We start from the raw sequence: 22,310 nt of genomic DNA on the forward strand, positions 1-22,310 counted from the left end.
GGCCCAGGCCGCCGACATTGCCTACACCACCTCGCTGGAGACCGACGACAGCGCGCGCAAGGCCACCGACGTGGTGACCCAGACCGTCGAGGTGATGCGCGGCCTGGAAGGTTCGATGCAAAACGCCGCCGATGGCATCCAGGCGTTGGACAAGCAGTCAAAGGTGATCGGCGCGATCATCAAGACCATCAGCGACATCGCCGGGCAGACCAACCTGCTGGCGCTCAACGCCGCCATCGAAGCCGCCCGCGCCGGCGAGCAGGGGCGCGGCTTCGCCGTGGTCGCCGATGAAGTGCGTCAGTTGGCCTCGCGCACCAGCAGCGCCACCGAGGAGATCGCCAAGGTGGTGCAGCAGAACGAACAGCTGGCCCAGGCCGCGGTGGACATCATCGACACCAGCAAGCGCCAGGCCGAGCAGGGCCTGGCCCTGGCCGCCGATACCGGCGGGGTGATCGTCGAGATCCAGGAAGGGGCGAAGAAGGTGGTGGATGCGGTGGGGCAGTTTTCCAGCCAGTTGAGCCACTGACCGGACTTAAGCCATCGCGGGGCAAGCCCGCTCCCACGCATTGCGCGTGGGAGCGGGCTTGCCCCGCGATGGCTTCATTCAGGTACGCTCACGCACCCAGAACAGCGTCGCTCCGGCCACCGCCGCCGGCATCATCAGCACGTTGACCCCCGGAATCATCAGCGCAAGATAAGTGATCCCGCCAAACCCCATCGATTGCCAGCGCTTCTGCCGCAGCCAGGCGAGCATGTCCTGCCAGCTCATCTTGTTGTTGTCCGCCGGGTAGTCGATGTACTGGATCGCCATCATCCAGATCCCGAACACCAGCCACAGTGGCGCGGCGATCACGTTCACCACCGGGATGAACGAGAGGATGAACAGGCCGATGGCCCGAGGCAGGAAGTAGCCCAGCTTGCGCATCTCACGGCTGAGGGTGCGTGGCACCATGGCCACCAGCTCGGCCCAGCTGAAGGGCGGGAAGTTGTCCTGGCCGCGCACCACCACCTCGACCTTTTCCGCCAGGAAGCCGTTGAACGGCGCGGCGATGACGTTGGCCAGCAGGGTGAAGGTGAAGAACACCATCAACAGCACCAGGGCAACGAACAGCGGCCACAGGATGTAGGTGAGAAAGCCCAGCCAGTCGGGCAGGGTGGGCATCAGCGCATCGACCCACAGGCTGAACTGATGGCCGGCGAAATAGATCAGGCCGCCGAACAGCAGCAGGTTGACCGCCAGGGGCAGCAGCACGAACAGGCGCAGGCTCGGGCTCAGGACCAGTTTCAGGCCTTCGCGCAGGTACTGGGGGCCGGACAGGACGGGGGCTTGCATCGGAATGCTCCGCTTTAGGAAAACGCGCTGACCTTACCGAGTTTGGCGCGCGGACGAAAGGCACCGCGCCTCTGGGAAACGGTGTGTAACAAAGCACTGGGACAATGGCTGCCGGATAGAGACTGTCTATAAGGTGGATTGTCGAAGGATATTTCCTTAATCTCTGCGGCCTCGCTACAGTGCGCTCAACTTTTTCGGTTTTGGACCAACGCGTTGTAGCCTTCCCCAAGTGCTGCGTGGGTCCCTTTTAATTCCAGCTGGCGCAACCGGCACCTAGATGCCCCGTGCGGCCCGCTCGACAGGAGTTCGACATGTCTGAAGTACGTCATTCGCGCGTCATCATTCTCGGTTCCGGCCCTGCCGGTTACAGCGCCGCGGTGTACGCCGCCCGTGCCAACCTCAAGCCGCTGCTGATCACCGGCATGCAGGCCGGCGGCCAGCTGACTACCACCACCGAAGTCGACAACTGGCCGGGCGACCCCCACGGCCTGACCGGCCCGGCCCTGATGCAACGCATGCAGGAGCACGCCGAGCGCTTCGAGACCGAGATCGTCTTCGATCACATCAACGCCGTCGACCTGGCCAACAAGCCGTTTACCCTGCGCGGTGACAGCGGCACCTACACCTGCGACGCGCTGATCGTCGCCACCGGCGCCAGCGCCCGCTACCTGGGCCTGCCGTCGGAAGAAACCTTCATGGGCAAGGGTGTGTCGGCCTGCGCCACCTGCGACGGTTTCTTCTACCGCAACAAGCCGGTCGCCGTGGTCGGTGGCGGCAACACCGCCGTGGAAGAAGCTCTGTACCTGGCCAACATCGCCAGCAAGGTGACCCTGGTGCACCGCCGCGACACCTTCCGCGCCGAGAAGATCCTGATCGACAAGCTGCACGCCCGTGTCGCCGAAGGCAAGATCGAGCTCAAGCTCAATGCCACCCTGGATGAAGTGCTGGGTGACAACATGGGCGTGACCGGTGCGCGCCTGAAGAACAACGACGGCAGCTTCGACGAAATCAAGGTCGACGGCGTGTTCATCGCCATCGGCCACACCCCGAACACCTCGCTGTTCGAAGGCCAGCTGACCCTGAAGGACGGCTACCTGGTGGTCCACGGTGGCCGTGAAGGCAACGCCACCGCCACCAATGTCGAGGGCGTGTTCGCCGCTGGCGACGTGGCCGACCACGTCTACCGCCAGGCCATCACCTCGGCCGGTGCCGGCTGCATGGCGGCCCTGGACGTCGAGCGTTACCTGGACGGCCTGGCCAACGCCGCGCACTGATCCAGCCTTTGCGGGCCAGCCCCGCGATAAAAAAACCGGCCATCTGGCCGGTTTTTTCATGCCTTGCGAAAACCTCAGAGGCTCAAGCGCATCGACAGGTCCACCGCCTTCACGTCCTTGGTCATCGCGCCGATCGAGATGTAGTCCACCCCCGTCTCGGCAATCACCCGCAGGGTGGTCTCGTTGACGCCGCCGCTGGCCTCCAGCTTGGCCTTGCCGGCGGTGATGCTTACCGCTTCGCGCATCTCATCCAGGGTCAGTTCGTCGAGCATGACGATATCGGCCCCCGCCGCCAGCGCCTGACGCAGTTCGTCCAGGCTTTCCACCTCGATTTCCACCGGTTTGCCTGGGGCGATGCGATGCGCCGCCGCCACGGCCTCGGCCACGCCACCGCTGGCGGCGATATGGTTTTCCTTGATCAGGAAGGCGTCGTACAGGCCGATGCGGTGGTTGTGGCAGCCGCCGCAGGTGACCGCGTACTTCTGCGCCAGGCGCAGGCCGGGCAGGGTCTTGCGGGTGTCGAGCAGGCGCACCTGGGTGCCTTCCACCAGGTCGGCCAGGAAGCGCGCGCGGGTGGCCACGCCCGAAAGCATCTGCAGGAAGTTCAGCGCCGTGCGCTCGCCGCTGAGCAGCGAGCGCGCCGGGCCTTCGAGGTGGAACAGCACCTGGTTGGCCGTGGCCCGCTCGCCGTCGGCCACCTGCCAGTGCACCGCCACCCGTGGGTCGAGCTGGCGGAACACCGTATCGACCCAGGCGGTGCCGGCGATCACGCAGTCCTCGCGGGTGATGATGGTCGCCTTGGCCAGGCGCTCGGCCGGGATCAGCTGGGCGGTGATGTCGCCGCTGCCGATGTCCTCGAGCAGCGCGCGGCGCACGTTGGCTTCGATTTCGGCGGTCAGGTCGGCGAGGCGTAGGTTCGGCATGGTCGGCTCCACAAGCTAGGTGCCGCGATTATAGGGCAGGGGGGCGGCGTGTACAGCTGCCGGGCAGATGACCTTTGGTCAGGCGGTTTGAGCATTCCTGCGAACGCACTGTCAGTTGAGGCGCACGAATGGGGTGCTGGCAGCTGTCTGTGTTTTCACCGATAATGGCGACCAGTATTTGGCGTCATAGCTTTGACGATCCCCTTTCAGTCGAACAACGCAACATCCAGCAAGGAGTTCGGGATGCATGATGAAGGCAAGGTGGTGCCCCTGGCGGCCGCCATCGACCGGGGTGCGCGCGCGCCCTCGCCATGCCTTCCCGTGCTGCTCCTGCAGGTGCGCGACAAGGCCGCCCTGCAATTGCGCCAGGGATTGCAGGCGTTGTTCGACAATGCCGATGACACCCTGTTTGAAATGGCCGACAAGGCCAGCGGCCGCCTCGACCAGAACCTGTATTTCGAAGCCATGCGCGACTTGCGCCTCAAGCGCAAGAGCATCGAGCGGGGCTTCCTCGACACGTTCTACGAGGCCTTCGCCCGTATCGGCCAGGGCGACGGGCTCGAGTCCCTGGTCAGGGCGCAGACGCAGGACAAGCCGTCACTGGAGCGCTCGGTGGCCGTGCAGGCCATGGTCGACCGGGTGCTCTCCCGCGACGGCTTTCTGCTTGAGCAACTGAATCTGCGCTTCACCACGCTGCTGGAGCTGCCGGTGGCCAGCGCAAGCAATCCCCTGGGGCCCGGCAACCTGTGTGGCTACTTCCTGGATGCCGGGCGCAACCTGGGAGTCGGTGCCAGCGTCAAGATGGTGCTGCTCAAACTGTTCGAGCGCTACGTGCTGCGCGACCTCGACCTGCTCTACGGCGAGGCGAGCCAGTTGCTCGCCAGCGCCGGCGTGCTGCCGGAGCTGATGCCCGCCCCGCGGCGCCGCGCCGAGGACCGCCGCAGCATCGCCCGGCGCGTCCCGACCAGCCCGGCGCAGGGCGGCTTGTCCGACTCGGCCGGCCAGGCGTTCTTCGCCTCGGTGCAGGCGTTGCTGGCGCCGGTGCGTGGGCGTGTCGCGCCGCGGCTGCAGGCGGCCGGATCCGCGCAGCCGACCAGTACCGGCGACCTGCTGCGCCTGCTCACCCACCTGCAGCACTATGTGCCGGCCCCCGGCGAGCCGGATGACTTCAACCTCGGTCAGCAACTCGAGCAGCTGCTGCTGCGGGTCAGCGTGCGCAGCGGCACGCGGCGACGCATAGCCACCGACGACGAGGACACGATCAACCTGGTCGACCTGCTGTTCGCCTACATCCAGGGCGACGACAACCTGCCGGCCAGCCTCCGGGCGCTGATCGCCCGCCTGCATATCCCGGTGCTCAAGGTCGCGCTGATCGACAAGGGCATGTTCAGCCGTGCCGGCCACCCGGCGCGCCGCCTGCTCAACGAGATCGCCGCCGTGGCCATCGGCTGGGAAAGCGATGCCGAGGGACTGCGCGACAGCCTGCACCTGCGGGTCGAGCGTATTGTCCAGCGCCTGCTCAATGATTTCTCCGACGACTGCGCGGTGTTCAACGAGCTGCTCGATGAGTTTCTGGCCTTCAGCCAGGACGAGCGCCGACGCAACGAACTGCTCGAGCAGCGCACCCGTGACGCCGAGGAGGGCCGTGCCCGCACCCTGCAGGCCCGCCAGCGGGTGCAGCGGGAGTTGAACGACCGCCTGCACGGCCGGGTGCTGCCGCAGGTGGTGGTGCAGATGCTGGTGCAGTCCTGGAGCCAGGTGCTGCTGCTGGCCTGGCTGAAGCAGGGCGAGGGCTCGGCGGCCTGGGCCGACGCCTTGGCGACGGTGGACGACCTGCTGGTCAGTATTGCCCCGTACCGTGAACCGCAGCGCCTGCTGGAGCAGGTGCCGGGCCTGCTCAAGGCCCTGCGCGACGGCCTGGCGGGGATAGCGCTGGACTCCGCCGCCACCCGTGATTTCTTCCTGCAACTGGAGAAACTGCACCTGCGTGCCTGCGGTGGCACGCAGGAGCCGGATGCCGCGCTAGACGAGGTGTGGATTGAGGACGATATCGTGCTGGCGGTCAGCGACGAGTCCACCCTTGCCCCTGGCCTGCCTTTCGACGATCAAGAGCCGGCATTGCGCCAGGTGCAACGCTTGCAGGTCGGTACCTGGGTCGAAGTGATGGACGACGACGAGCCGCTGCGTTGTAAGCTGGTGGCGCGCATCGACAGCAATGATCGCCTGGTCTTCACCAACCGCACCGGCATGAAAGTGCGTGAATGGAATCACATGGGCCTGGCCCTGGCCTTGCGTCGTGGCGAGGTGCGCTTGCTGGACGGCGGCCTGCTGTTCGAGCGGGCGCTGGAGGCGGTGCTGGAGCAGTTGCGCGGGCAGCAGGCGCAGTAACGCTGACTTTCCCTACACAATCATTTACATGCAAGCGCCGGTTGGTCACGGCATACTGGGTACCTGTCTCGGGCGTCATTTCAGGATCTGCACCATGCAATTGGACCGTGCGACCGGCTGGTTCACCGGCGTCAGCCACTGCCCCTCGCCGAACTTCAACGCCCGCCCCGAGGGTGAGGCCATCGCGCTGCTGGTCATCCACAACATCAGCCTGCCACCCGCCTGCTTCGGTACCGGCAAAGTCCAGCAGTTCTTCCAGAACTGCCTTGACCCGAACGAGCATCCTTATTTCGCCACCATCAACCACCTGACTGTCTCGGCGCACCTGTTCGTCGAGCGCGATGGCGCGGTGACCCAGTTCGTCTCGTTGCTCGACCGTGCTTGGCATGCCGGCGTGTCGCGTTTCGGCGAGCGCGAGGGCTGCAACGATTTTTCCATCGGCATCGAGCTGGAGGGCACCGATGAACTGCCCTATACCGATGCCCAGTACGCCACCCTGGAGCGGCTGACCCGCGAGATCCGTGCGGCCTGGCCGGTGATCGACGCCCAGCGCATCTGTGGCCACAGCGATATCGCCCCGCAGCGCAAGACCGATCCGGGGCCGGCCTTCGACTGGCCGCGCTACCGGGCCGCGCTGCAATGCAACGAGGACAAGGCATGAGTTTTCTGGTGTTGGTGCTGGCGCTGTGGGTCGAGAAGTTCTCGGCCCTGCGCCAGCGGTTGCAACGCGACGGCTTCTACCTGGGCGAACTGGTGCGCCTGGAGCGCAGCGGCAAGGTCCATCCCTGGTGGACACTGGGCATCCTGGTCCTGGCGCCGGTGGCGCTGCTCGTGCTGCTGCTGCATGTGCTGGAACCGGTGGCCTACGGCCTGCTGGCGTTGCCGGTGCACCTGCTGGTGCTGGTCTACAGCCTGGGTCGCGGCGATGTGAAGGCGGCGCTCGGGCCGTTTCGCGACGCCTGGCGCCGCGGTGACGACCAGGCCGCGCTGCACGTGGCCGAACGCGACCTGGGGCTGGCCGCCGACGATCCCCAACGCCTGATCAAGCAGGTCCAAGGCCACTTGCTGTGGCAGGCCTACCAGAGCTTCTTCGCGGTGATCTTCTGGTACTTCCTGCTGGGCCCGGGCGCGGCGTTGGCCTACCGCCTGCTGGCGCTGACCATGGACCATAGCCGCCAGCCGGCGCTGCAGACCCTGGCCGGGCAATTGCGCCATGCCATGGACTGGCTGCCGGTGCGGGTGATGACGGTGAGTTTCGCCCTGGTCGGCAATTTCGTCGCGGTGACCCGGGTGATGTTGCACGAGCTGCTCGACTGGCACGTCAGCGCCGGGCACCTGGTGGCCAAGGTCGGTCGGGTGGCCGACGACATTCCCGAGGAAGAAGACCGCCAGCGTGGCCTGGAACGCCTGGACAGCCTGTGGGAGCTGCTGCTGCGCTGCGCCGTGTTGTGGTATGCCTGCTTCGCCCTGTGGACCGTGCTGGTCTGAGCCGCTTATCAACGCGTTGGTTGCTTAACCATAAGTTACAAACCTTGATTCCAATCTGCGCTATACAAAGCCACTGGCCCTAGATGGCTTTGTGCTACCCCGCAGAACAACAAGAATTCAAGGAGGTGACCTGTGAAGCGTCTGCTCTATCCGGCCATCGCACTGATGAACCGGCTGAGCTTCGGCATGAAGTTCAGCCTGATCAGCGTCCTGTTCTTCCTGCCCATGCTGGTTACCAGCTTTTACCTGGTCCGCGATGCCTACAACCAGCTACAGGCCACCCGTGGTGAACTCCAGGGGCTGGCGCCGCTGTCCGAGAGCCTGGCCTTGCGTGGCGACCTGGAGTCGCTGGGCAATCTGCTGCAGATCAACGCCGTGCTGGGCCAATCGGGCCAGGCCGGCGATGTGGAAAGCCGTATCGGTGCCCTGCAGGACAAGGTCCAGGCCCGCCTCGAGGGTCTCAAGGGCAGCGATCCGGCGCTCGAAGCCAAGCGTGCCGAGCTGGCCGAGGCCTTTGCCCGCGCCCGTGACGAAAGCTCGCTGCAGAACAAGGCGGCACTGTTCGACAAGCTGCTGGCCCAGGCTCAGGTGCTGGGCAAGCTGGTCGCCAGCCAGTCGGGCTTGAACCAGGACAGCCAGGCTTCGGTGCGCCAACTGAGCGAACTGATCGGCAACGCCACGGCGCAGGTCACCCAGGCCCTGGGCGAAGGCCGGGCGATGGGCGCGGTGGCCCTCGGTCGCGGCTTCATGGATTCCTCGGGCAGCGCGCGCTTCGAAGACCTGCTGCAGCGCCTGGAGCGGCTGTCCGCCGACTATGCCATCCGTCTCGACGACGTCCTGGCCAGCGATGCCGGGCTCAAGGCCGCGCTGGCCAGCGATGCCCAGGCCAGCCAGGCCACGGTCAAGCAGGCCGCGACCCTGTTCGAGGACCAGGTGGTCGTGGCCGAGACCCTGGATGCGCCCTGGAGCGGCTTCTACCAGCAGACCAGCGACCTGATGGCGCAGACCTACCGCTTCAACGACGCTGTCCTCGCCCACCTGCATGGCCAGCTGGAAGAGCGCCTGGGCGAGCACCACCTGCGTACGACCGCGTTGGTCGCGGCTCTGGCCATGGTGTTCGCGCTAATCCTCTACCTCTACGGCGGCTTCTACGTCTCCACCCGGGAAACCCTGGGCAACCTGGGCAACGCCATGGACAAGGTCGCCGCCGGCGACATGACCATCAGCTTCAAGGCCAACAGCCAGGACGAACTGGGCGAGCTGGGGCGTGGCTTCAACGAGACGGTACGGCGCATTCGCGGGCTGATCGAGCAGGTCGGCAAGACCGTGACCACGGTCGAGGAACAGGCCGGGCAGGTGCTGTCGGTGTCGAGCCGCAGCAACCAGGCGGTCAGCGGCCAGCGCGAGCAGATCGAGCAGGTGGCCACGGCCATGAACCAGATGAGCGCCACCGCGCAGGAGGTCGCCCGCAGCGCCGCCCTGGCCGCCGAAGGCGCGCAGCGGGTCAACCACGAGAGCGCTTCGGGCCGCGACCTGGTGGCAAGCCAGCAGGGTAGCATTGCCCGCCTGGCCGGCGAGATCGACCAGAGCGTGGCGGCGGTGAACCAGCTGGCGGGCGACAGCCAGGCCATCGGTCGGGTGCTGGAAGTGATCCGCAGCATCGCCGAGCAGACCAACCTGCTGGCCCTCAACGCCGCCATCGAGGCAGCCCGGGCCGGCGAGCAGGGCAGGGGCTTCGCGGTGGTCGCCGACGAAGTGCGGACCCTGGCCAGGCGTACACAGGACTCCACCGAAGAGATCGCGCAGATGATCCAGCGCCTGCAGGATGGCGTGGGCGCGGCGGTGCGGGTGATGGGCAGCAGCCACCAGATGGCCGCCGGCACCGTGGACGAGGCACGCCAGGTGCAACAGGCCCTGGGCAATATCCTCGGCGCGGTGGGCGGTATCGTCGAGCAAAACCAGCAGATCGCCGCCGCCGTCGAGCAGCAGACCGCCGTGGCCCACGACATCGACCAGAACATCGTGGCGATCAACCGCGCGGCACAGGACACCACCGAGGGCGCCTGTCAGACCGAGGACGCCAGCCGGGCGTTGTCGGCGCAGGTGGTGGAGCTCAAGCGGTTGATCGGGGCGTTCAGAGTGTGATCATGGCCGGCGCGAATCCGTGTCGGGCTTCCAGCCAAACACCTCGCAGGCATTGCGACTACTGGCTTCGGCCAGCAGCCCTGGCTCGATCCCCATGACGTCGGCCAACGCCTCGGTTATCTCGGGCAGGTGCTCCGGGCTGTTGCGCCGCCCTGGGAACATCACCGGCGCCATGTCCGGCGCGTCGGTCTCCAGCACCACGCTGTCCAGCGGTAGCCGTGGCAGGGTCTTGCGCAGGCGCAATGCCTGGGGCCAGGTGCCGGCGCCGCCGAGTCCCAGCTTGAAGCCGAGCTTGATGTATTCCCGCGCCTCTTCGTAGCTGCCGGCAAAGGCATGGATGATCCCCGCCCGCGCCGGCTTGTAGCGTTTGAGCGTGGCGATCACCTGGGCGTGGCTGCGGCGCACATGCAGCAGCGACGGCAGCTCGAATTCGCAGGCCAGTTGCAGTTGGGCTTCGAACAGCGCCTGCTGGCGCGTCGGGTCCAGCTGGGGCAGGTAGAAGTCCAGGCCGAACTCACCCACCGCGCACAGCCGTGAATCGCCGCGCAAGCGCTCGAGCCAGTCGCGCAGCTGCGCCAGGTGTTCGGGGCGGTGCTGCTCGAGGTAGATCGGGTGCAGCCCCAGCGCCGCGTACACGCTTTCGTTGGCGCAGGCCAGGTCCCAGACCCGCTGGAAGTTGTCCTGGAACACCCCCAGCACCACCATGCGCTCCACCCCGCGCGCCGCCGCGTTGGCCAGCAGGCGCGGGCGGTCGGCGTCGAAATCGGGGAAGTCGAGGTGAGTGTGGGTGTCGATCAGGCGCATGTTCAGGCCTTGGCGATCCGTTGCTTGAAGGTGCGGCCGATGGCGTGCACACCGGGCTCGTAGCGCTTGTCCTCGATGGCGGCCAGGGCCAGTTCCAGCGCGGTGGCGGCGATCAGGCCGTGCTGCTGGGCCATGGCGTTGACCGGCAGCGGCAGGAAGTCGAGCAACTGGTTGTCGCCGAAGGTGCCCAGTTGCAGCTCACGGGAATCCTCAGGGCGCGCCTGGAGGGTGTCGAACACGCCCTGCAGCAGCACGTAGGAGGTGGTCACCAAGGCATCCGGCAGACCGCCCAGTTCGTCGATCAGTTGCTGCATCAGGCGCTGGCCGCATTCACGGCTGAAGGCCTCGCCCTGGTAGCGCCGCACGTCGCCGTCGAAGCCTTGCAGGGCCTCGTCGAAGCCACCGGCGCGGGCCTGGCTCACCGACAGCTCGGGGCGGGCGCCGATCAGGGCGATGCTGCGCGGGCGGGTTTTCAAAAGGCTCTGGGCCAGCTGGCGGCTGGCGTCGCGGTCGTCGCTGATCACCGAGCAGAAATGCGCCGGGTCCAGGCGTCGGTCAATGGCGATCACCGGCAGGCCCTTGGCCTGCAGCTCGCGGTAGCTGTCGTCCTCCGGCGGCAGGCAGCTGGCGACGAACAGCGCATCGCAGCGGCGGGCGCGGAACAGCTGCTGCAACTGGCGTTCGCTGTCGGGCTGGTCGTCGCTGCTGGCGATCAGCAGCTGGTAGCCACGGGCGCGGGCGCCTTGCTCCAGTTGCTTGGCGATGCGGGCGTAGCTGGGGTTCTCCAGATCCGGGAGAATGAAGCCCAGGGTGCGCGTGTGGCGGCTGCGCAGGCCGGCGGCCTGGGGGTTGGGCGTAAAGCCGTGGGCCTCGACCACCGCACGCACGCGCTCGACGGTGCTGTTGCTGATGCGCTGCTGTTCGGCCTTGCCATTGATGACGTAGCTGGCGGTGGTCACGGACACACCGGCCAGACGGGCGATATCGCTGAGTTTCACCGAATTTTCCTTGTTGTTTCCGGGACTGGCCACGGGGCTTGACCGGCTAGTTTCACCCATCCGCGGGCCCGCGCGCAGACGACTATTGTCGCAATTGTCCGACAGGATGGGGCTTTTTCGTTGGCAGATTATCGAGTAACGTGGCCGTCTGGTCAGATTAAACGTTTCAGCAAGACGAAATTTCCTGCCTGGAAATACGCATTCGCCCGTTGCGCTGATCGTTTTGGCGGCTTTTGCCGTCGAATTCCACAACAATACCTCGGTAGCCAACAGGGCTGCCGCAAAAGGAGAGGGTCATGCTCGAGCTTGCCGTGGAGCAGATTGCCATGGGCCAGCGTGCCGCCGACAAGGGCGAGGCACTGGCGTTGCTGGCCGATCGACTGGTTGCCGATGGCTTGGTCGCCGAGGGCTACCTGGCGGGGCTGCAGGCCAGGGAGGCGCAGGGCTCGACCTTCCTCGGCCAGGGTATCGCCATCCCCCACGGCACGCCGCAGACCCGCGCGCTGGTGTACGCCACCGGTGTGCGTCTGCTGCAGTTCCCCGATGGCGTGGACTGGGGCGACGGCCAGATCGTCTACCTGGCCATTGGCATCGCCGCCCGCTCCGATGAACACCTGCGTCTGCTGCAGTTGCTGACCCGTGCCTTGGGCGAAACCGACCTGGCCGAGGCGCTGCGCCGGGCCAGCTCCGCCGAGGCGCTGCTCAAACTGCTGCAGGGCGCGCCGCGCGAGCTGGCGCTGGATGCCCAACTGGTCGGCCTCAACCTGGCGGCGGAAGATTTCGACGAGCTGGCCTGGCGCGGCGCCCGCCTGTTGCAACGCGGCGGCTGTGCCGACAGCGGCTTTGCCGCCGTGCTGCAGCAGACCGAGCCGCTGCCGCTGGGCGAAGGCCTGTGGTGGCTGCACAGTGAACGCGAGGTGCGTCAACCGGGCCTGGCCTTCGTTACTCCACAGCAGCCACTGCGTTACCGCGACCAGCCGCTCAATGGCCTGTTCTGCCTGGCCAGCCTCGGCGCCGCCCACCAGGCATTGCTCGAGCGCTTGTGCGAGGTGCTGATCGAGGGCCGTGGGCAGATGCTCTACCAGGCCACCAGCAGCCGCGCCGTGCTCGAAGTGCTCGGCGGCGAGGCGCCCGCCGACTGGCCCAGCGCTCGGGTGGTGCTGGCCAACGCCCATGGCCTGCATGCGCGTCCGGCCAAGGCGCTGGCGCAGTTGGCCAAGGGCTTCGAGGGCGAGATCCGCATCCGCCTGCATGATAGCGCCCAGCCCGCCGTCTCGGTGAAGAGCCTGAGCAAGCTGCTGAGCCTCGGCGCTCGCCGTGGCCAGGTGCTGGAACTGATCGCCGAACCTGGCGTTGCCGCCGATGCCTTGCCGGTGCTGCTGGCCGCCATCGAGCAGGGGTTGGGCGAGGAGGTCGAGCCCTTGCCGCAAACGGCAGCTGTGGAGCCGCCACCCATCGAAACCCTCCAGGCTCCGGCGCCCGGCAGCACCCTGCAGGGTGTCGCGGCCGCGCCGGGCATTGCCAGTGGCCCGGCCCATGTGTGCGTCGAGCGCGAGATCGACTACCCGCTGCGCGGCGAGTCGCCGGGCCAGGAGCGCGCCCGGTTGCGAGTGGCCATCGACAAGGTGCACGCCGACCTGCAGGCCCTGGTGCAACGCAGCGACAAGGCCATCGGCGAAATCTTCATCACCCACCAGGAAATGCTGGCCGATCCGGCCCTGACCGATGATGTCGAGGTGCGCCTGGCCCAGGGCGAGAGCGCCGCCGCCGCGTGGATGGCGGTGATCGAGAGCGCCGCCCGCCAGCAGGAGGCGCTGCACGACACGCTGCTGGCCGAGCGCGCCGCCGACCTGCGCGATATCGGTCGCCGTGTGCTGGCCCAGTTGTGTGGCGTGCAGACGGTGGTCGAGCCCGAGCAGCCCTACGTGCTGGTGATGGCCGAGGTGGGCCCGTCCGATGTGGCGCGCCTGGACCCGGCGCGGGTCGCCGGCATCGTCACCGCCCAGGGCGGCGCCACGGCCCACAGCGCGATCGTCGCCCGGGCGCTGGGCATCCCGGCGGTGGTCGGGGCCGGCGCGGCCGTGCTGCTGCTGGAGAACGGCACGCCACTGCTGCTCGATGGCCAGCGCGGGCAGGTCGAGGTCGCGCCGCCCGAGGCCCGCTTGCAAAGGGCGCTGGCCGAGCGTGATGCCCGCGAGCGGCGCTTGCAGATCGCCTGGGCCAACCGCCATGAGCCGGCCCTGACCCGCGACGGCCACGCCGTCGAAGTGTTCGCCAACATCGGCGAAAGCAGCGGCATCGGCAAAGTCGTCGAACAGGGCGCCGAAGGCGTCGGCCTGCTGCGCACCGAGCTGATTTTCATGGCCCACCCGCAACTGCCCGATGTGGCCACCCAGGAGGCCGAGTACCGCCGGGTGCTCGACGGCCTGGGCGGGCGCCCGCTGGTGGTGCGCACCCTTGATGTGGGCGGCGACAAGCCCTTGCCGTACTGGCCGATCGCGGCGGAAGAGAACCCGTTCCTCGGCGTGCGCGGCGTGCGCCTGACCCTGCAACGCCCGCAAGTGATGGAAGACCAGCTGCGGGCCCTGCTGCGCGCAGCGGACAATCGCCCGCTGCGCATCATGTTCCCCATGGTCGGTCAGCTCCATGAATGGCGTGCCGCCAAGGCCATGGTCGAGCGGCTGCGCCAGGAGGTTCCAGTGGCCGACCTGCAGGTGGGCATCATGGTCGAGGTACCGTCGGCCGCCCTGCTGGCGCCGCAGTTGGCCCGCGAGGTGGACTTCTTCAGCATTGGCACCAACGACCTGACCCAGTACACCCTGGCTATCGACCGTGGCCACCCGAGCCTCTCGGCCCAGGCCGACGGCCTGCACCCCGCGGTGCTCAACCTGATCGACATGACCGTGCGCGCCGCCCATGCCCAGGGCAAGTGGGTTGGCGTGTGCGGCGAACTGGCGGCCGATCCGCAGGCCGTCGCCGTGCTGCTGGGCCTGGAGGTGGACGAGCTGAGCGTCGCCGCCCGCAGCATCCCTGAAGTCAAGGCTCTGGTACGCCAGGCCGACCTTTCGACGGCCCGCGCCCTGGCGCGCGAGGCCCTGCAACAAGACAGCGCCGAGGCAGTCCGGGCGCTGGTGGAGCGTTACTGATGGCCAAGATCCTCACCCTTACCCTCAACCCGGCGCTGGATATCACCATCAGCCTCGAGCGCCTGCGCCCCGGCGCGGTCAACCGCAGCCAGGCTCAGCACAGCCATGCCGCCGGCAAGGGGCTTAACGTCGCCCAGGTGTTGGCCGACCTGGGCCACAGCGTGACCGTCGGCGGTTTTCTCGGGCTCGACAACCTGGCGCCGTTCGAGGCGCTGATTGCCTGGCGTGGGTTCGCCGACTGCTTCGTCCGCGTGCCCGGCGAGACCCGCAGCAACATCAAGCTGGTCGAGGCCGATGGCCTGGTCACCGATATCAACGGGCCGGGGCCGCAGGTCGACGAGGCCGCCCGCGACGCCTTGCTGCGCCGACTGGCCGAGGTGGCCCCGGGGCATGACGCCGTGGTGGTGGCCGGTAGCCTGCCGCAGGGGGTCAGCCCCGAATGGCTGCGCGAGTTGCTGCTCATGCTCAAGTCACAGGGATTGAAGGTGGCCCTGGACAGCAGCGGCGAAGCCTTGCGTGCCGGCCTTGAGGCCGCGCCCTGGCTGGTCAAGCCCAACACCGAGGAGCTGGGCGAGGTGCTTGGGCAGCCCGTGCTTGACCCGGCCGGCCGGCGCGCCGCTGCGCAGCGCTTGCTGGCCAGCGGTGTCGAGCATGTGGTGGTGTCCCAGGGCGAGCAGGGCGTGACCTGGTTCGCCGCCGGCCTGGCGCTGCATGCGCAGCCGTCGAAGGTGCACATCGCCAGCACCGTCGGCGCCGGTGATTCGCTGGTCGCCGGCATGGTCCATGGCCTGCTCCAGGCCGAGGCGCCCGCCGCCACCTTGCGCCGTGCCACCGCCATCGCCGCCCAGGCGGTCACCCAGGTCGGCTTCGGCATCCAGGATCGCGAGCAACTGGCCCGCCTGGAGGCTGCCGTGCACCTGGTAGAACAACAAGAAGAGGGTTGCTGATGAACATTGCCATTGTCACTGCCTGCCCCAACGGGCAGGTGTCCAGCGTGCTCAGCGCCCGCCTGCTGGCCGCCGCGGCCCAGCGTCGGGGCTGGAGCACCAGTGTCGAGGTGCAGGATGCCGAGCACCCCGAGCGCCGCCTGACCATGGCGCAGATTGCACAGGCCGACTGGGTGCTGGTGGTCAGCACCGGGGCGCTGGACCTGGCGCGCTTCGCGGGCAAGCGCGTGTACCAGAGCACGCCGGCCCAGGCACTGGCGGACCGCGAGGGGTTTCTTGACCAAGCCGCCGCCGAGGCTCGGGTGCACGAGGCGACACCGGCTCCACTGGGCAGCGCGCCGAAAATCGTCGCGGTGACCGCCTGCCCGACCGGCGTGGCCCATACCTTCATGGCCGCCGAAGCGCTGCAACAGGCGGCGCAGGCCATGGGCTACCAGCTCACCGTGGAGACCCAGGGCTCGGTTGGCGCGCGTAACCCGCTGCCGGCCGAGGCCATCGCCGAGGCCGACGTGGTGCTGCTGGCCGCCGATATCGAGGTGCCGGCTGCGCGTTTCGCCGGCAAGCGCATCTACCGCTGCGGTACCGGCATTGCCCTCAAGCAGGCCCGCGCCACGCTGGACAAGGCGCTGGCCGAGGGCAAGGTAGAGGCTGCGGGGGGGGCGCCTGGCGCGGTGCAGCAGGCCGAGAAGACTGGCGTCTACAAGCACCTGCTGACCGGGGTGTCGTTCATGCTGCCGATGGTGGTGGCCGGCGGCCTGCTGATCGCGCTGTCGTTCGTGTTCGGTATCGAGGCCTACAAGGAGCCCGGTACGTTGCCCGCCGCGCTGATGCAGATCGGCGGCGAGGCGGCGTTCAAGCTGATGGTGCCGCTGCTCGCCGGCTACATCGCCTGGTCCATCGCCGACCGCCCGGGCCTGGCGCCCGGGATGATCGGCGGCCTGCTGGCGAGCACGCTGGGGGCGGGGTTCATCGGCGGCATCGTCGCCGGCTTCCTGGCCGGCTACAGCGCCAAGGCCATCGCCCGCTGGGTGCGCCTGCCCAGCAGCCTCGACGCGCTAAAGCCGATCCTCATCATCCCGCTGCTGGCCAGCCTGTTCACCGGCCTGGTGATGATCTACGTGGTCGGCCAGCCCGTGGCCGCCATGCTTGAAGGGCTGACCCATTTTCTCGACAGCATGGGCACCACCAACGCAATTCTGCTCGGGCTGCTGCTCGGCGGCATGATGTGTGTAGACCTGGGCGGACCGATCAACAAGGCTGCCTATGCGTTCTCGGTAGGGCTGCTGGCGTCGTCGAGCTATGCGCCAATGGCCGCGACCATGGCCGCCGGCATGGTGCCGCCGATCGGCCTGGGCATTGCCACCTTTCTGGCCCGGCGCAAATTTGCCCAGAGCGAGCGCGAGGCCGGCAAGGCCGCGCTGGCGCTGGGGCTGTGTTTTATCTCTGAAGGGGCGATTCCGTTCGCCGCCAAGGATCCGTTGCGGGTGATCCCGGCGAGCATCGCCGGTGGCGCGCTGACCGGGGCCTTGTCGATGTACTTCGGCTGCAAGCTGATGGCGCCCCATGGCGGCCTGTTCGTGCTGCTGATCCCCAACGCGATCAACCATGCGCTGCTTTACCTGCTGGCGATCGTGGCCGGCAGCCTGCTGACGGCGGTGGTGTATGCCGTGATCAAGAAGAGCGAACAGGTGGAGATGGTGGTGGCGCCGGCCAAGGGGTAGGCCGGCAGGGCCCTTCGCGCGGCAAGCCTGCTCCCATGCCTGATGGTACATGTGATGTGGGAGCGGGCTAGCCCCGCGAGGGTCATTCGAACGTCATGCCGATCCGCTGGCGATGCTTCGAGTACCAGATACCGGTGATTTTCGCGGTCACGTCAGCTACCGCGACCTGGCCGATGTAGCGGCTGTCGTTGCTGTTGTCGCGACGGTCGCCGAGCAGGTAGACGTGGCCAGGTTCGACCGTCACGGGTGCCAGGCTCAGTGATTCTGGGCGGCGCACCATGTCCTGCGGCGCATGGAACAACCCCAGGTTGCGGTCATTGACGATCAACTCGCCCCCGACGATTTCCAGCCGGTCTCCGGCCACTCCGGCCACACGCTTGAAGGCCTCGCTAGTGCCTTGACGGTACAGCACGATATCGCCGACCTTGAGGGCTTCGCTGAAACGATGGTCACTGATGATGTGGTCGCCTATCTGCAGCGTTGGCTCCATCGAACCTGAAGGAACCTGGTCGAGCTGGTACCCGAACAGTGGTGCGCGCAGTGCCACCAACACCGCGGCCATGGCCACCACTGTTGCGGCGTAGGCCACCAGTTGTGCGCCAGGGGGTTCGCTCCCCGCTTGACCGCGCAGGGCGATCCAGGCCGCAAGACACGCCGAACCGAACTTGAGAGCCAGCACGATGGACAGGCCGACGATCAACGCTCTGGGCGTGGCGAACAGACCGATCAGGAAGAAGTCAGCAAGAATCAGCCCCAGCAGCATCAGTGCCCAACGGCGTCGTCCAACATAGAAAAGCCCCCAGCCAGAAACCAGCAGGGAAATGACAAAAGCCGAAGAAGCGGATTGGCGAGATGGCATGAAAGGTGATTCGTCCTTGAAAACGTGGTCTGTTTATTTCGGCAGGTGTCGAGCGTTCTTGATGAGTCAGCGTCGCGATGCCTTTGCCCGCAACGGTTTCAGCAGATCACCCAACCCGTTGTGGTCGATCTCATGCATCAACGCCAGCAACCCGCCCAGCTCCCCGGGCGGGAAGCCCTTGCGGGCGAACCACGCCAGGTAGTCGCCCGGCAGGTCAGCGATGATACGGCCCTGGTACTTGCCGAAGGGCATGGTGCGGGTGACCAGCAGTTGCAGGGTTTCAGGTTTCATCGAGCATCGGCCTGTGGCGGGTTGAGCGCGGACCATACTGCAAACTGCACGACGACCCAAGCGGCGATCATGCAGAACGCCGTTTTCAGGTTTTTGATTGTTTGGTTCAACTTGTTGATTTTTATAGTTATTTTTCTATTCATTAGCCTGGCACGAAGTCTGCTCCGGTAAAGGTGACTATCACCTGCCAAGGAGTTTGTTGCCATGAGCAATCCCAACAAAGACACGATTGACGTACTCAACGACCTGATCGAGTACAGCAAGGATGGTGAGAAAGGCTTCAAGACCTCTGCCGAGGATGTGAAGAATCCCCAACTCAAAGCCTTCTTCGTACAGCGCGCCAGCGAGTGCGCCAGTGCTGCGGCCGAGCTGCAGAGCGAAGTGCGCCGGCTGGGTGGCGATCCAGAGACCAGCACCAGCATCAGCGGCGACCTGCACCGTGGCTGGGTCAACCTCAAGTCAATGGTCACCGGCAAGGATGAAGAGGCGGTGCTAAACGAGGTGGAGCGCGGTGAAGACCATGCGCTCAAGGCCTACAAAGAGGCCCGTGAGAAGCTGGTCAAGTTGGGGCGCTCGGTCAATGACCAAAGCTATGCACTGGTAGAGAAGCAACTGCAGGGTGTGCAGCGCAATCATGACCAGGTGAAGGCTCTGCGTAACGCAGCTCGCGCTCAGTCTTGAGTTTGAGGGGCTGCTCTGCAGCCCTCTCGCTGGCAAGCCGGTTCTCACGAGATGGCACATGGCTGCATTTTGATGTGGTCGTTGTGGGAGTCGGCTTGCCGGCGAAAGGCCGCATAGCGGCCCCAGCGCCTCAAGTCTCAGGCCCTTCCACCCGATTACGGCCATTGGCCTTGGCGCGGTACAACGCCTCATCCGCATCGGCCAGCAGTGCCGACAGATCCTGCGCGGTGCCCGGTACATACAAGCCGATTCCTACGCTGACCGTCACTGATCGCTCATCATCGCCGAACGGCGGCATCGCCTCTACGCTGGCGCGAATGCGCTCGGCCAGCAGCCGCGCACCCGCCAGGTTAGTCTCCGGCAACACCACCTGGAATTCCTCACCGCCATAGCGCGCCGCCATGTCCGCCGGGCGCCGGATGCACAGCTCCAGGGTCGTGGCCACCTCGCGCAGCACATGGTCGCCGCCCGCATGGCCGTGGCGTTGGTTAAATGCCTTGAAGTGATCCACATCCACCATCAGCACCGCCAGTGGTTTGCGGTTTCGCTGCGCCCGCGCCCACTCCTGACGCAGCACCTGATCCAGGCGGCGGCGGTTGGCAAGGCCCGTGAGGCTGTCGGTGGCGGCGAGGGTGGCCAGGCCTTGCTCGGCATCGTGGCGGCGGCGCAGTTCACGACCCAGCAGCAGGGTCAGCCAGAGGATGCCGATGCACAGCACGCCGGTGGCTACGCTGACCACGATCGCGGTGCGCCGCCACGACTGGAACACCTCGTCGGCCGAGTGCGCCACCAGCACGATCAGCGGCAGGTCGGCGACCCGGGCGAAGGTGTAGATACGCAGGCCTTCATAGACCGTTGAGTGGGCGGTGAAGCTGCCGCTGCGCTCCTCGAGGATGCGCTTGAAGTTGGGGCGCTCGCTGAAGCTGGTGCCGATCAACGGATCCTGCGGCCGGGTCGGCTGGCGCGCCAGCAGCTGGCCGTCGGTGTTGAGCAGGTTGATGCTGCTGTCCACGCCGATGTCCAGGCGCTGGAACAATTCGTTGAAGTAAGACAGGCGCAGGGCCCCGGCGGCCAGGCCCTGGAACTCGCCGTTGGCGCCGGAGATGCGCCGGCTGAAGCTGATGCACCAGTCCAGGTTGCCCAGCCGCGCCTTGAACGGTGGGCTGATCAGCAGGCCCAGGCCCGGGCGGTCGCGGTGGGCTTGGAAGGGCACGGTGTCGGCGAAGTTGGCTTGGCGCGGCACCACGCTGGTGGAGTCGCCAAGCACGTCGCCCTTGGCATCGAGCCAGAGGATGTCGCCGCGCACCGGGGCTGAGAAGGCCTGGTTGAAGAGGATCTGCTGGCGCAGCTTGGCGGGTACGTTGAGCAGCTCGGGGTGCTGCACGGCCCAGATCAGGCCCTTGAGCGACTGGTCGTAGAGTTCGACGTTGCGCAGGATGTCGCTTTCGATCAGTTGCACGATGTTGCTCGACGAGCGCATCGCCGACTGCTCGACGCTGTCGCGCTCGCGGGCCAGCAGGTAGCTGACGATGGCCACGATGGCGAGCACGGCAAGGCAGCTGCCCAGGTTGAGGACCAGCTCGGGGTGTGACTTGTACAGGGCGGATCGTGGTGATCGGGTGGGCAACGTCATGCTCGCAACTGCATAAGCCCCGGGATCCATGGGGAGTGGGCCGGAAAGCGGCGGCAGTATTTTAGGCAACGCGGGATTGTCGGACAAGATCAAAGCTGATTTGGCCGACGGAAATGATTCAGTAGGCCCATCGCGGGGCAAGCCCGCTCCCACCATTCGCCAAGGCCAAGGCCAAGGCCAAGGCCAAGGCCAAGGCCAAGGCCAAGGCCAAGGCCAAGGCCAGGTCATGGTCGTGGGAGCGGGCTTGCCCCGCGATCGGTTTCAGATCAGAACACGTTCAACGGATAATCCACGATCACGCGGAATTCGTTGTTGTCCTGGATGTTCGAGTACGCCGCGTTGGCCCGGTGCGTGGCATAGCGCAGCAGCACCGACAGGTCCTTCAGCTGGCCTTGCTGGAATACGTACTTCACGTCGAAGTCACGCTCCCAGTGCCGGGCATTCTCGCCGTCGGCGTTATAGAAAGCGTAGTACTGGGTGTCCTGGCTGGCTTTGGTCAGGTCGGCCTTGCCGCGCGAGTACGACAGCGAGGTGCTCAGGCCCGGCATGCCGAGGCCGGCGAAGTCATAGTCGTACTGCAGCTTCCACGAGCGCTCGTTCGGTGCGTTGAAGTCCGAGTACATGCGCGAGTTGTCGAGGAAGATGCTGTCGCCCAGGTTGATGTAGTCGAACGGCGTGTCGCCGTTGACCCGCTGGTAGGCGGCGGTGACGCTGTGGTACCCGGCGGCGACGGTGAAGTGCACGCTCCAGGTGTTGTTGTCGATGTCGCCCAGCTTTGACTGGCCGGTGTCCTGGGTGTGATAGAAGTGCACGCCAGGGTTCAGGCTGACCAGGTCGTTGACCGCGTAGGTGTAGTCGAAGTCGGCGTAGTACTGGTTCCAGATGTCCTTCAGCTCGGCGGCGTAGACGTTGGCGGTGACGCCTTCGGTGCCGCTCCAGGACGCACCGGCCCAGCTCAGGTTCTGGCTGTCCTGCTCGGGCGTCTGGTTGCTGTAGTAGGTGTTGATGCGGCGGTGGCCGCTCTGGTTGTACGGCTTGGTGAAGCTGACCTTGCCGCCTTCGAGCATCAGCCCGTCGATGCTGCGGTTGGTCACGGCGACGCCGCGGAAGGTCTGCGGCAGCATGCGGCTTTCGCCACCGGCGATCACCGGGTTGGTGAGGAACAGGTCACCGGCCTTGAACTCGGTATCGAAGCCCTTGAGCTTGATCGCGCCGCCAGCGGTGGAGAAGGCATGGCGTGCCTTGTCTTCCGGCGCGCTCGGCAGGATCGAGGTGCCGGCGCGGCCGCCGCCGCCGTCCAGCTTCAGGCCGACCATGGCGTGGGCGTCGAGGCCGAAACCGATCACGCCGGGCGTGTAGCCGGACTCGAAGCGGGCGACGGCACCTTGGCCCCACTCGCGCTTGTCCTTGATCGAGGCATTCTTCTCGTTGCGGTTGAAGTAGGCATTTCTGAAATGCAGGTTCAGCGTGGAACCCTCGATGAAGCCATCAGCCTTGTCTTCATCGGCCTGTGCGGCCATGGGCATCGTTGCGGCCAATGCAACGAACAACGGGGTGAAACGAAACGCAAAAGACACCGGTACACACTCCTTTGGTCAAGCGATGGGGCAGTTTTTTATTGTCGTGTCTGCAAGTTCTTATTAGAGACGTAACAGCCAGGCTGATATTTTCGACGCATA

General features: G+C 66.4%; 17 protein-coding genes and 2 pseudogenes. 11 read left to right on the forward strand and 8 right to left on the reverse strand.

Annotation, left to right across the window (positions count from 1 at the left end; all coding sequences use genetic code 11):
• Nucleotides 1–109 precede the first annotated feature (109 nt).
• Nucleotides 110–526 (forward strand): annotated as a pseudogene (locus tag K5H97_RS29965) (methyl-accepting chemotaxis protein); the annotation flags it as partial.
• 78 nt (nucleotides 527–604) lie between these two features.
• Here the strand turns inward: K5H97_RS29965 and cysZ are convergent.
• Nucleotides 605–1,333, reverse strand: a complete 729-nt coding sequence (gene cysZ, locus K5H97_RS04715; RefSeq protein ID WP_028689830.1) for a sulfate transporter CysZ — start codon at nucleotides 1,331–1,333, stop codon at nucleotides 605–607.
• A gap of 311 nt (nucleotides 1,334–1,644) precedes the next feature.
• Here cysZ and trxB point away from each other — a divergent pair, with 311 nt between their 5' ends.
• Nucleotides 1,645–2,607, forward strand: a complete 963-nt coding sequence (gene trxB / locus K5H97_RS04720; protein WP_028689829.1) for a thioredoxin-disulfide reductase — start codon at nucleotides 1,645–1,647, stop codon at nucleotides 2,605–2,607.
• Nucleotides 2,608–2,681: 74 nt separating this feature from the next.
• Here trxB and nadC read toward each other — a convergent pair whose 3' ends face one another.
• On the reverse strand, nucleotides 2,682–3,530 hold the full coding sequence (gene nadC, locus K5H97_RS04725; protein WP_028689828.1) for a carboxylating nicotinate-nucleotide diphosphorylase: 849 nt from the start codon (nucleotides 3,528–3,530) through the stop codon (nucleotides 2,682–2,684).
• 243 nt (nucleotides 3,531–3,773) lie between these two features.
• On the opposite strand from nadC, the gene K5H97_RS04730 reads away from it, so the two are divergent.
• From K5H97_RS04730 to K5H97_RS29975, 5 genes and pseudogenes are all read left to right on the forward strand, one after another.
• On the forward strand, nucleotides 3,774–5,918 hold the full coding sequence (locus K5H97_RS04730) for a DUF1631 domain-containing protein (protein ID WP_028689827.1): 2,145 nt from the start codon (nucleotides 3,774–3,776) through the stop codon (nucleotides 5,916–5,918).
• Between the two features lie 94 nt (nucleotides 5,919–6,012).
• On the forward strand, nucleotides 6,013–6,579 hold the full coding sequence (gene ampD, locus K5H97_RS04735) for a 1,6-anhydro-N-acetylmuramyl-L-alanine amidase AmpD (RefSeq protein ID WP_028689826.1): 567 nt from the start codon (nucleotides 6,013–6,015) through the stop codon (nucleotides 6,577–6,579).
• A complete protein-coding gene (ampE, locus tag K5H97_RS04740; protein ID WP_028689825.1) occupies nucleotides 6,576–7,406 on the forward strand; it encodes a regulatory signaling modulator protein AmpE in 831 nt (276 codons plus the stop codon). The genes ampD and ampE overlap by 4 nt, the downstream gene beginning before the upstream one ends.
• 1,110 nt (nucleotides 7,407–8,516) lie before the next feature.
• Nucleotides 8,517–8,693: pseudogene (locus K5H97_RS29970) on the forward strand (HAMP domain-containing protein); the annotation flags it as partial.
• A 153-nt stretch (nucleotides 8,694–8,846) separates the two neighbouring features.
• Nucleotides 8,847–9,551 (forward strand): methyl-accepting chemotaxis protein, encoded by a 705-nt coding sequence (locus K5H97_RS29975; protein ID WP_371877791.1) that lies wholly within the window; start codon nucleotides 8,847–8,849, stop codon nucleotides 9,549–9,551.
• Here K5H97_RS29975 and K5H97_RS04750 read toward each other — a convergent pair whose 3' ends face one another.
• Nucleotides 9,552–10,355 carry a TatD family hydrolase gene (locus K5H97_RS04750; protein ID WP_028689823.1) on the reverse strand — a complete coding sequence of 268 codons (804 nt, stop codon included), beginning with the start codon at nucleotides 10,353–10,355 and terminating at the stop codon, nucleotides 9,552–9,554.
• Nucleotides 10,356–10,357: 2 nt separating this feature from the next.
• Entirely contained in the window at nucleotides 10,358–11,353 is a 996-nt protein-coding gene (gene cra / locus K5H97_RS04755) for a catabolite repressor/activator (RefSeq protein ID WP_028689822.1), read from the reverse strand.
• Nucleotides 11,354–11,649: 296 nt separating this feature from the next.
• On the opposite strand from cra, the gene ptsP reads away from it, so the two are divergent.
• From ptsP to K5H97_RS04770, 3 genes are read left to right on the forward strand one after another with little or no spacing between them, the layout of a single operon-like run.
• Nucleotides 11,650–14,499, forward strand: a complete 2,850-nt coding sequence (ptsP, locus tag K5H97_RS04760; RefSeq protein ID WP_028689821.1) for a phosphoenolpyruvate--protein phosphotransferase — start codon at nucleotides 11,650–11,652, stop codon at nucleotides 14,497–14,499.
• A complete protein-coding gene (pfkB, locus tag K5H97_RS04765; RefSeq protein ID WP_028689820.1) occupies nucleotides 14,499–15,446 on the forward strand; it encodes a 1-phosphofructokinase in 948 nt (315 codons plus the stop codon). The genes ptsP and pfkB overlap by 1 nt, the downstream gene beginning before the upstream one ends.
• Nucleotides 15,446–17,167, forward strand: coding sequence for a PTS fructose-like transporter subunit IIB (locus K5H97_RS04770; RefSeq protein ID WP_028689819.1), 1,722 nt, complete (start codon nucleotides 15,446–15,448; stop codon nucleotides 17,165–17,167). Before pfkB ends, K5H97_RS04770 begins: the two co-directional genes overlap by 1 nt.
• Before the next feature lie 82 nt (nucleotides 17,168–17,249).
• Here the strand turns inward: K5H97_RS04770 and lepB are convergent, their stop codons facing one another.
• On the reverse strand, nucleotides 17,250–18,026 hold the full coding sequence (gene lepB, locus K5H97_RS04775; RefSeq protein WP_028689818.1) for a signal peptidase I: 777 nt from the start codon (nucleotides 18,024–18,026) through the stop codon (nucleotides 17,250–17,252).
• A gap of 66 nt (nucleotides 18,027–18,092) precedes the next feature.
• Nucleotides 18,093–18,317, reverse strand: coding sequence for a DUF3820 family protein (locus K5H97_RS04780; RefSeq protein WP_028689817.1), 225 nt, complete (start codon nucleotides 18,315–18,317; stop codon nucleotides 18,093–18,095).
• Between the two features lie 204 nt (nucleotides 18,318–18,521).
• On the opposite strand from K5H97_RS04780, the gene K5H97_RS04785 reads away from it, so the two are divergent.
• Nucleotides 18,522–18,998, forward strand: coding sequence for a ferritin-like domain-containing protein (locus K5H97_RS04785; protein ID WP_028689816.1), 477 nt, complete (start codon nucleotides 18,522–18,524; stop codon nucleotides 18,996–18,998).
• Nucleotides 18,999–19,128: 130 nt separating this feature from the next.
• Here the strand turns inward: K5H97_RS04785 and K5H97_RS04790 are convergent, their stop codons facing one another.
• The gene (locus K5H97_RS04790; RefSeq protein ID WP_028689815.1) at nucleotides 19,129–20,625 is read right to left on the reverse strand and encodes a sensor domain-containing diguanylate cyclase; all 1,497 of its coding nucleotides are present in this window, start codon (nucleotides 20,623–20,625) and stop codon (nucleotides 19,129–19,131) included.
• A 272-nt stretch (nucleotides 20,626–20,897) separates the two neighbouring features.
• Nucleotides 20,898–22,208, reverse strand: a complete 1,311-nt coding sequence (locus K5H97_RS04795; protein ID WP_028689814.1) for an OprD family porin — start codon at nucleotides 22,206–22,208, stop codon at nucleotides 20,898–20,900.
• Nucleotides 22,209–22,310 lie beyond the last annotated feature (102 nt).

Source organism: Pseudomonas mosselii (assembly GCF_019823065.1).
Lineage (GTDB): Bacteria > Pseudomonadota > Gammaproteobacteria > Pseudomonadales > Pseudomonadaceae > Aquipseudomonas > Aquipseudomonas mosselii.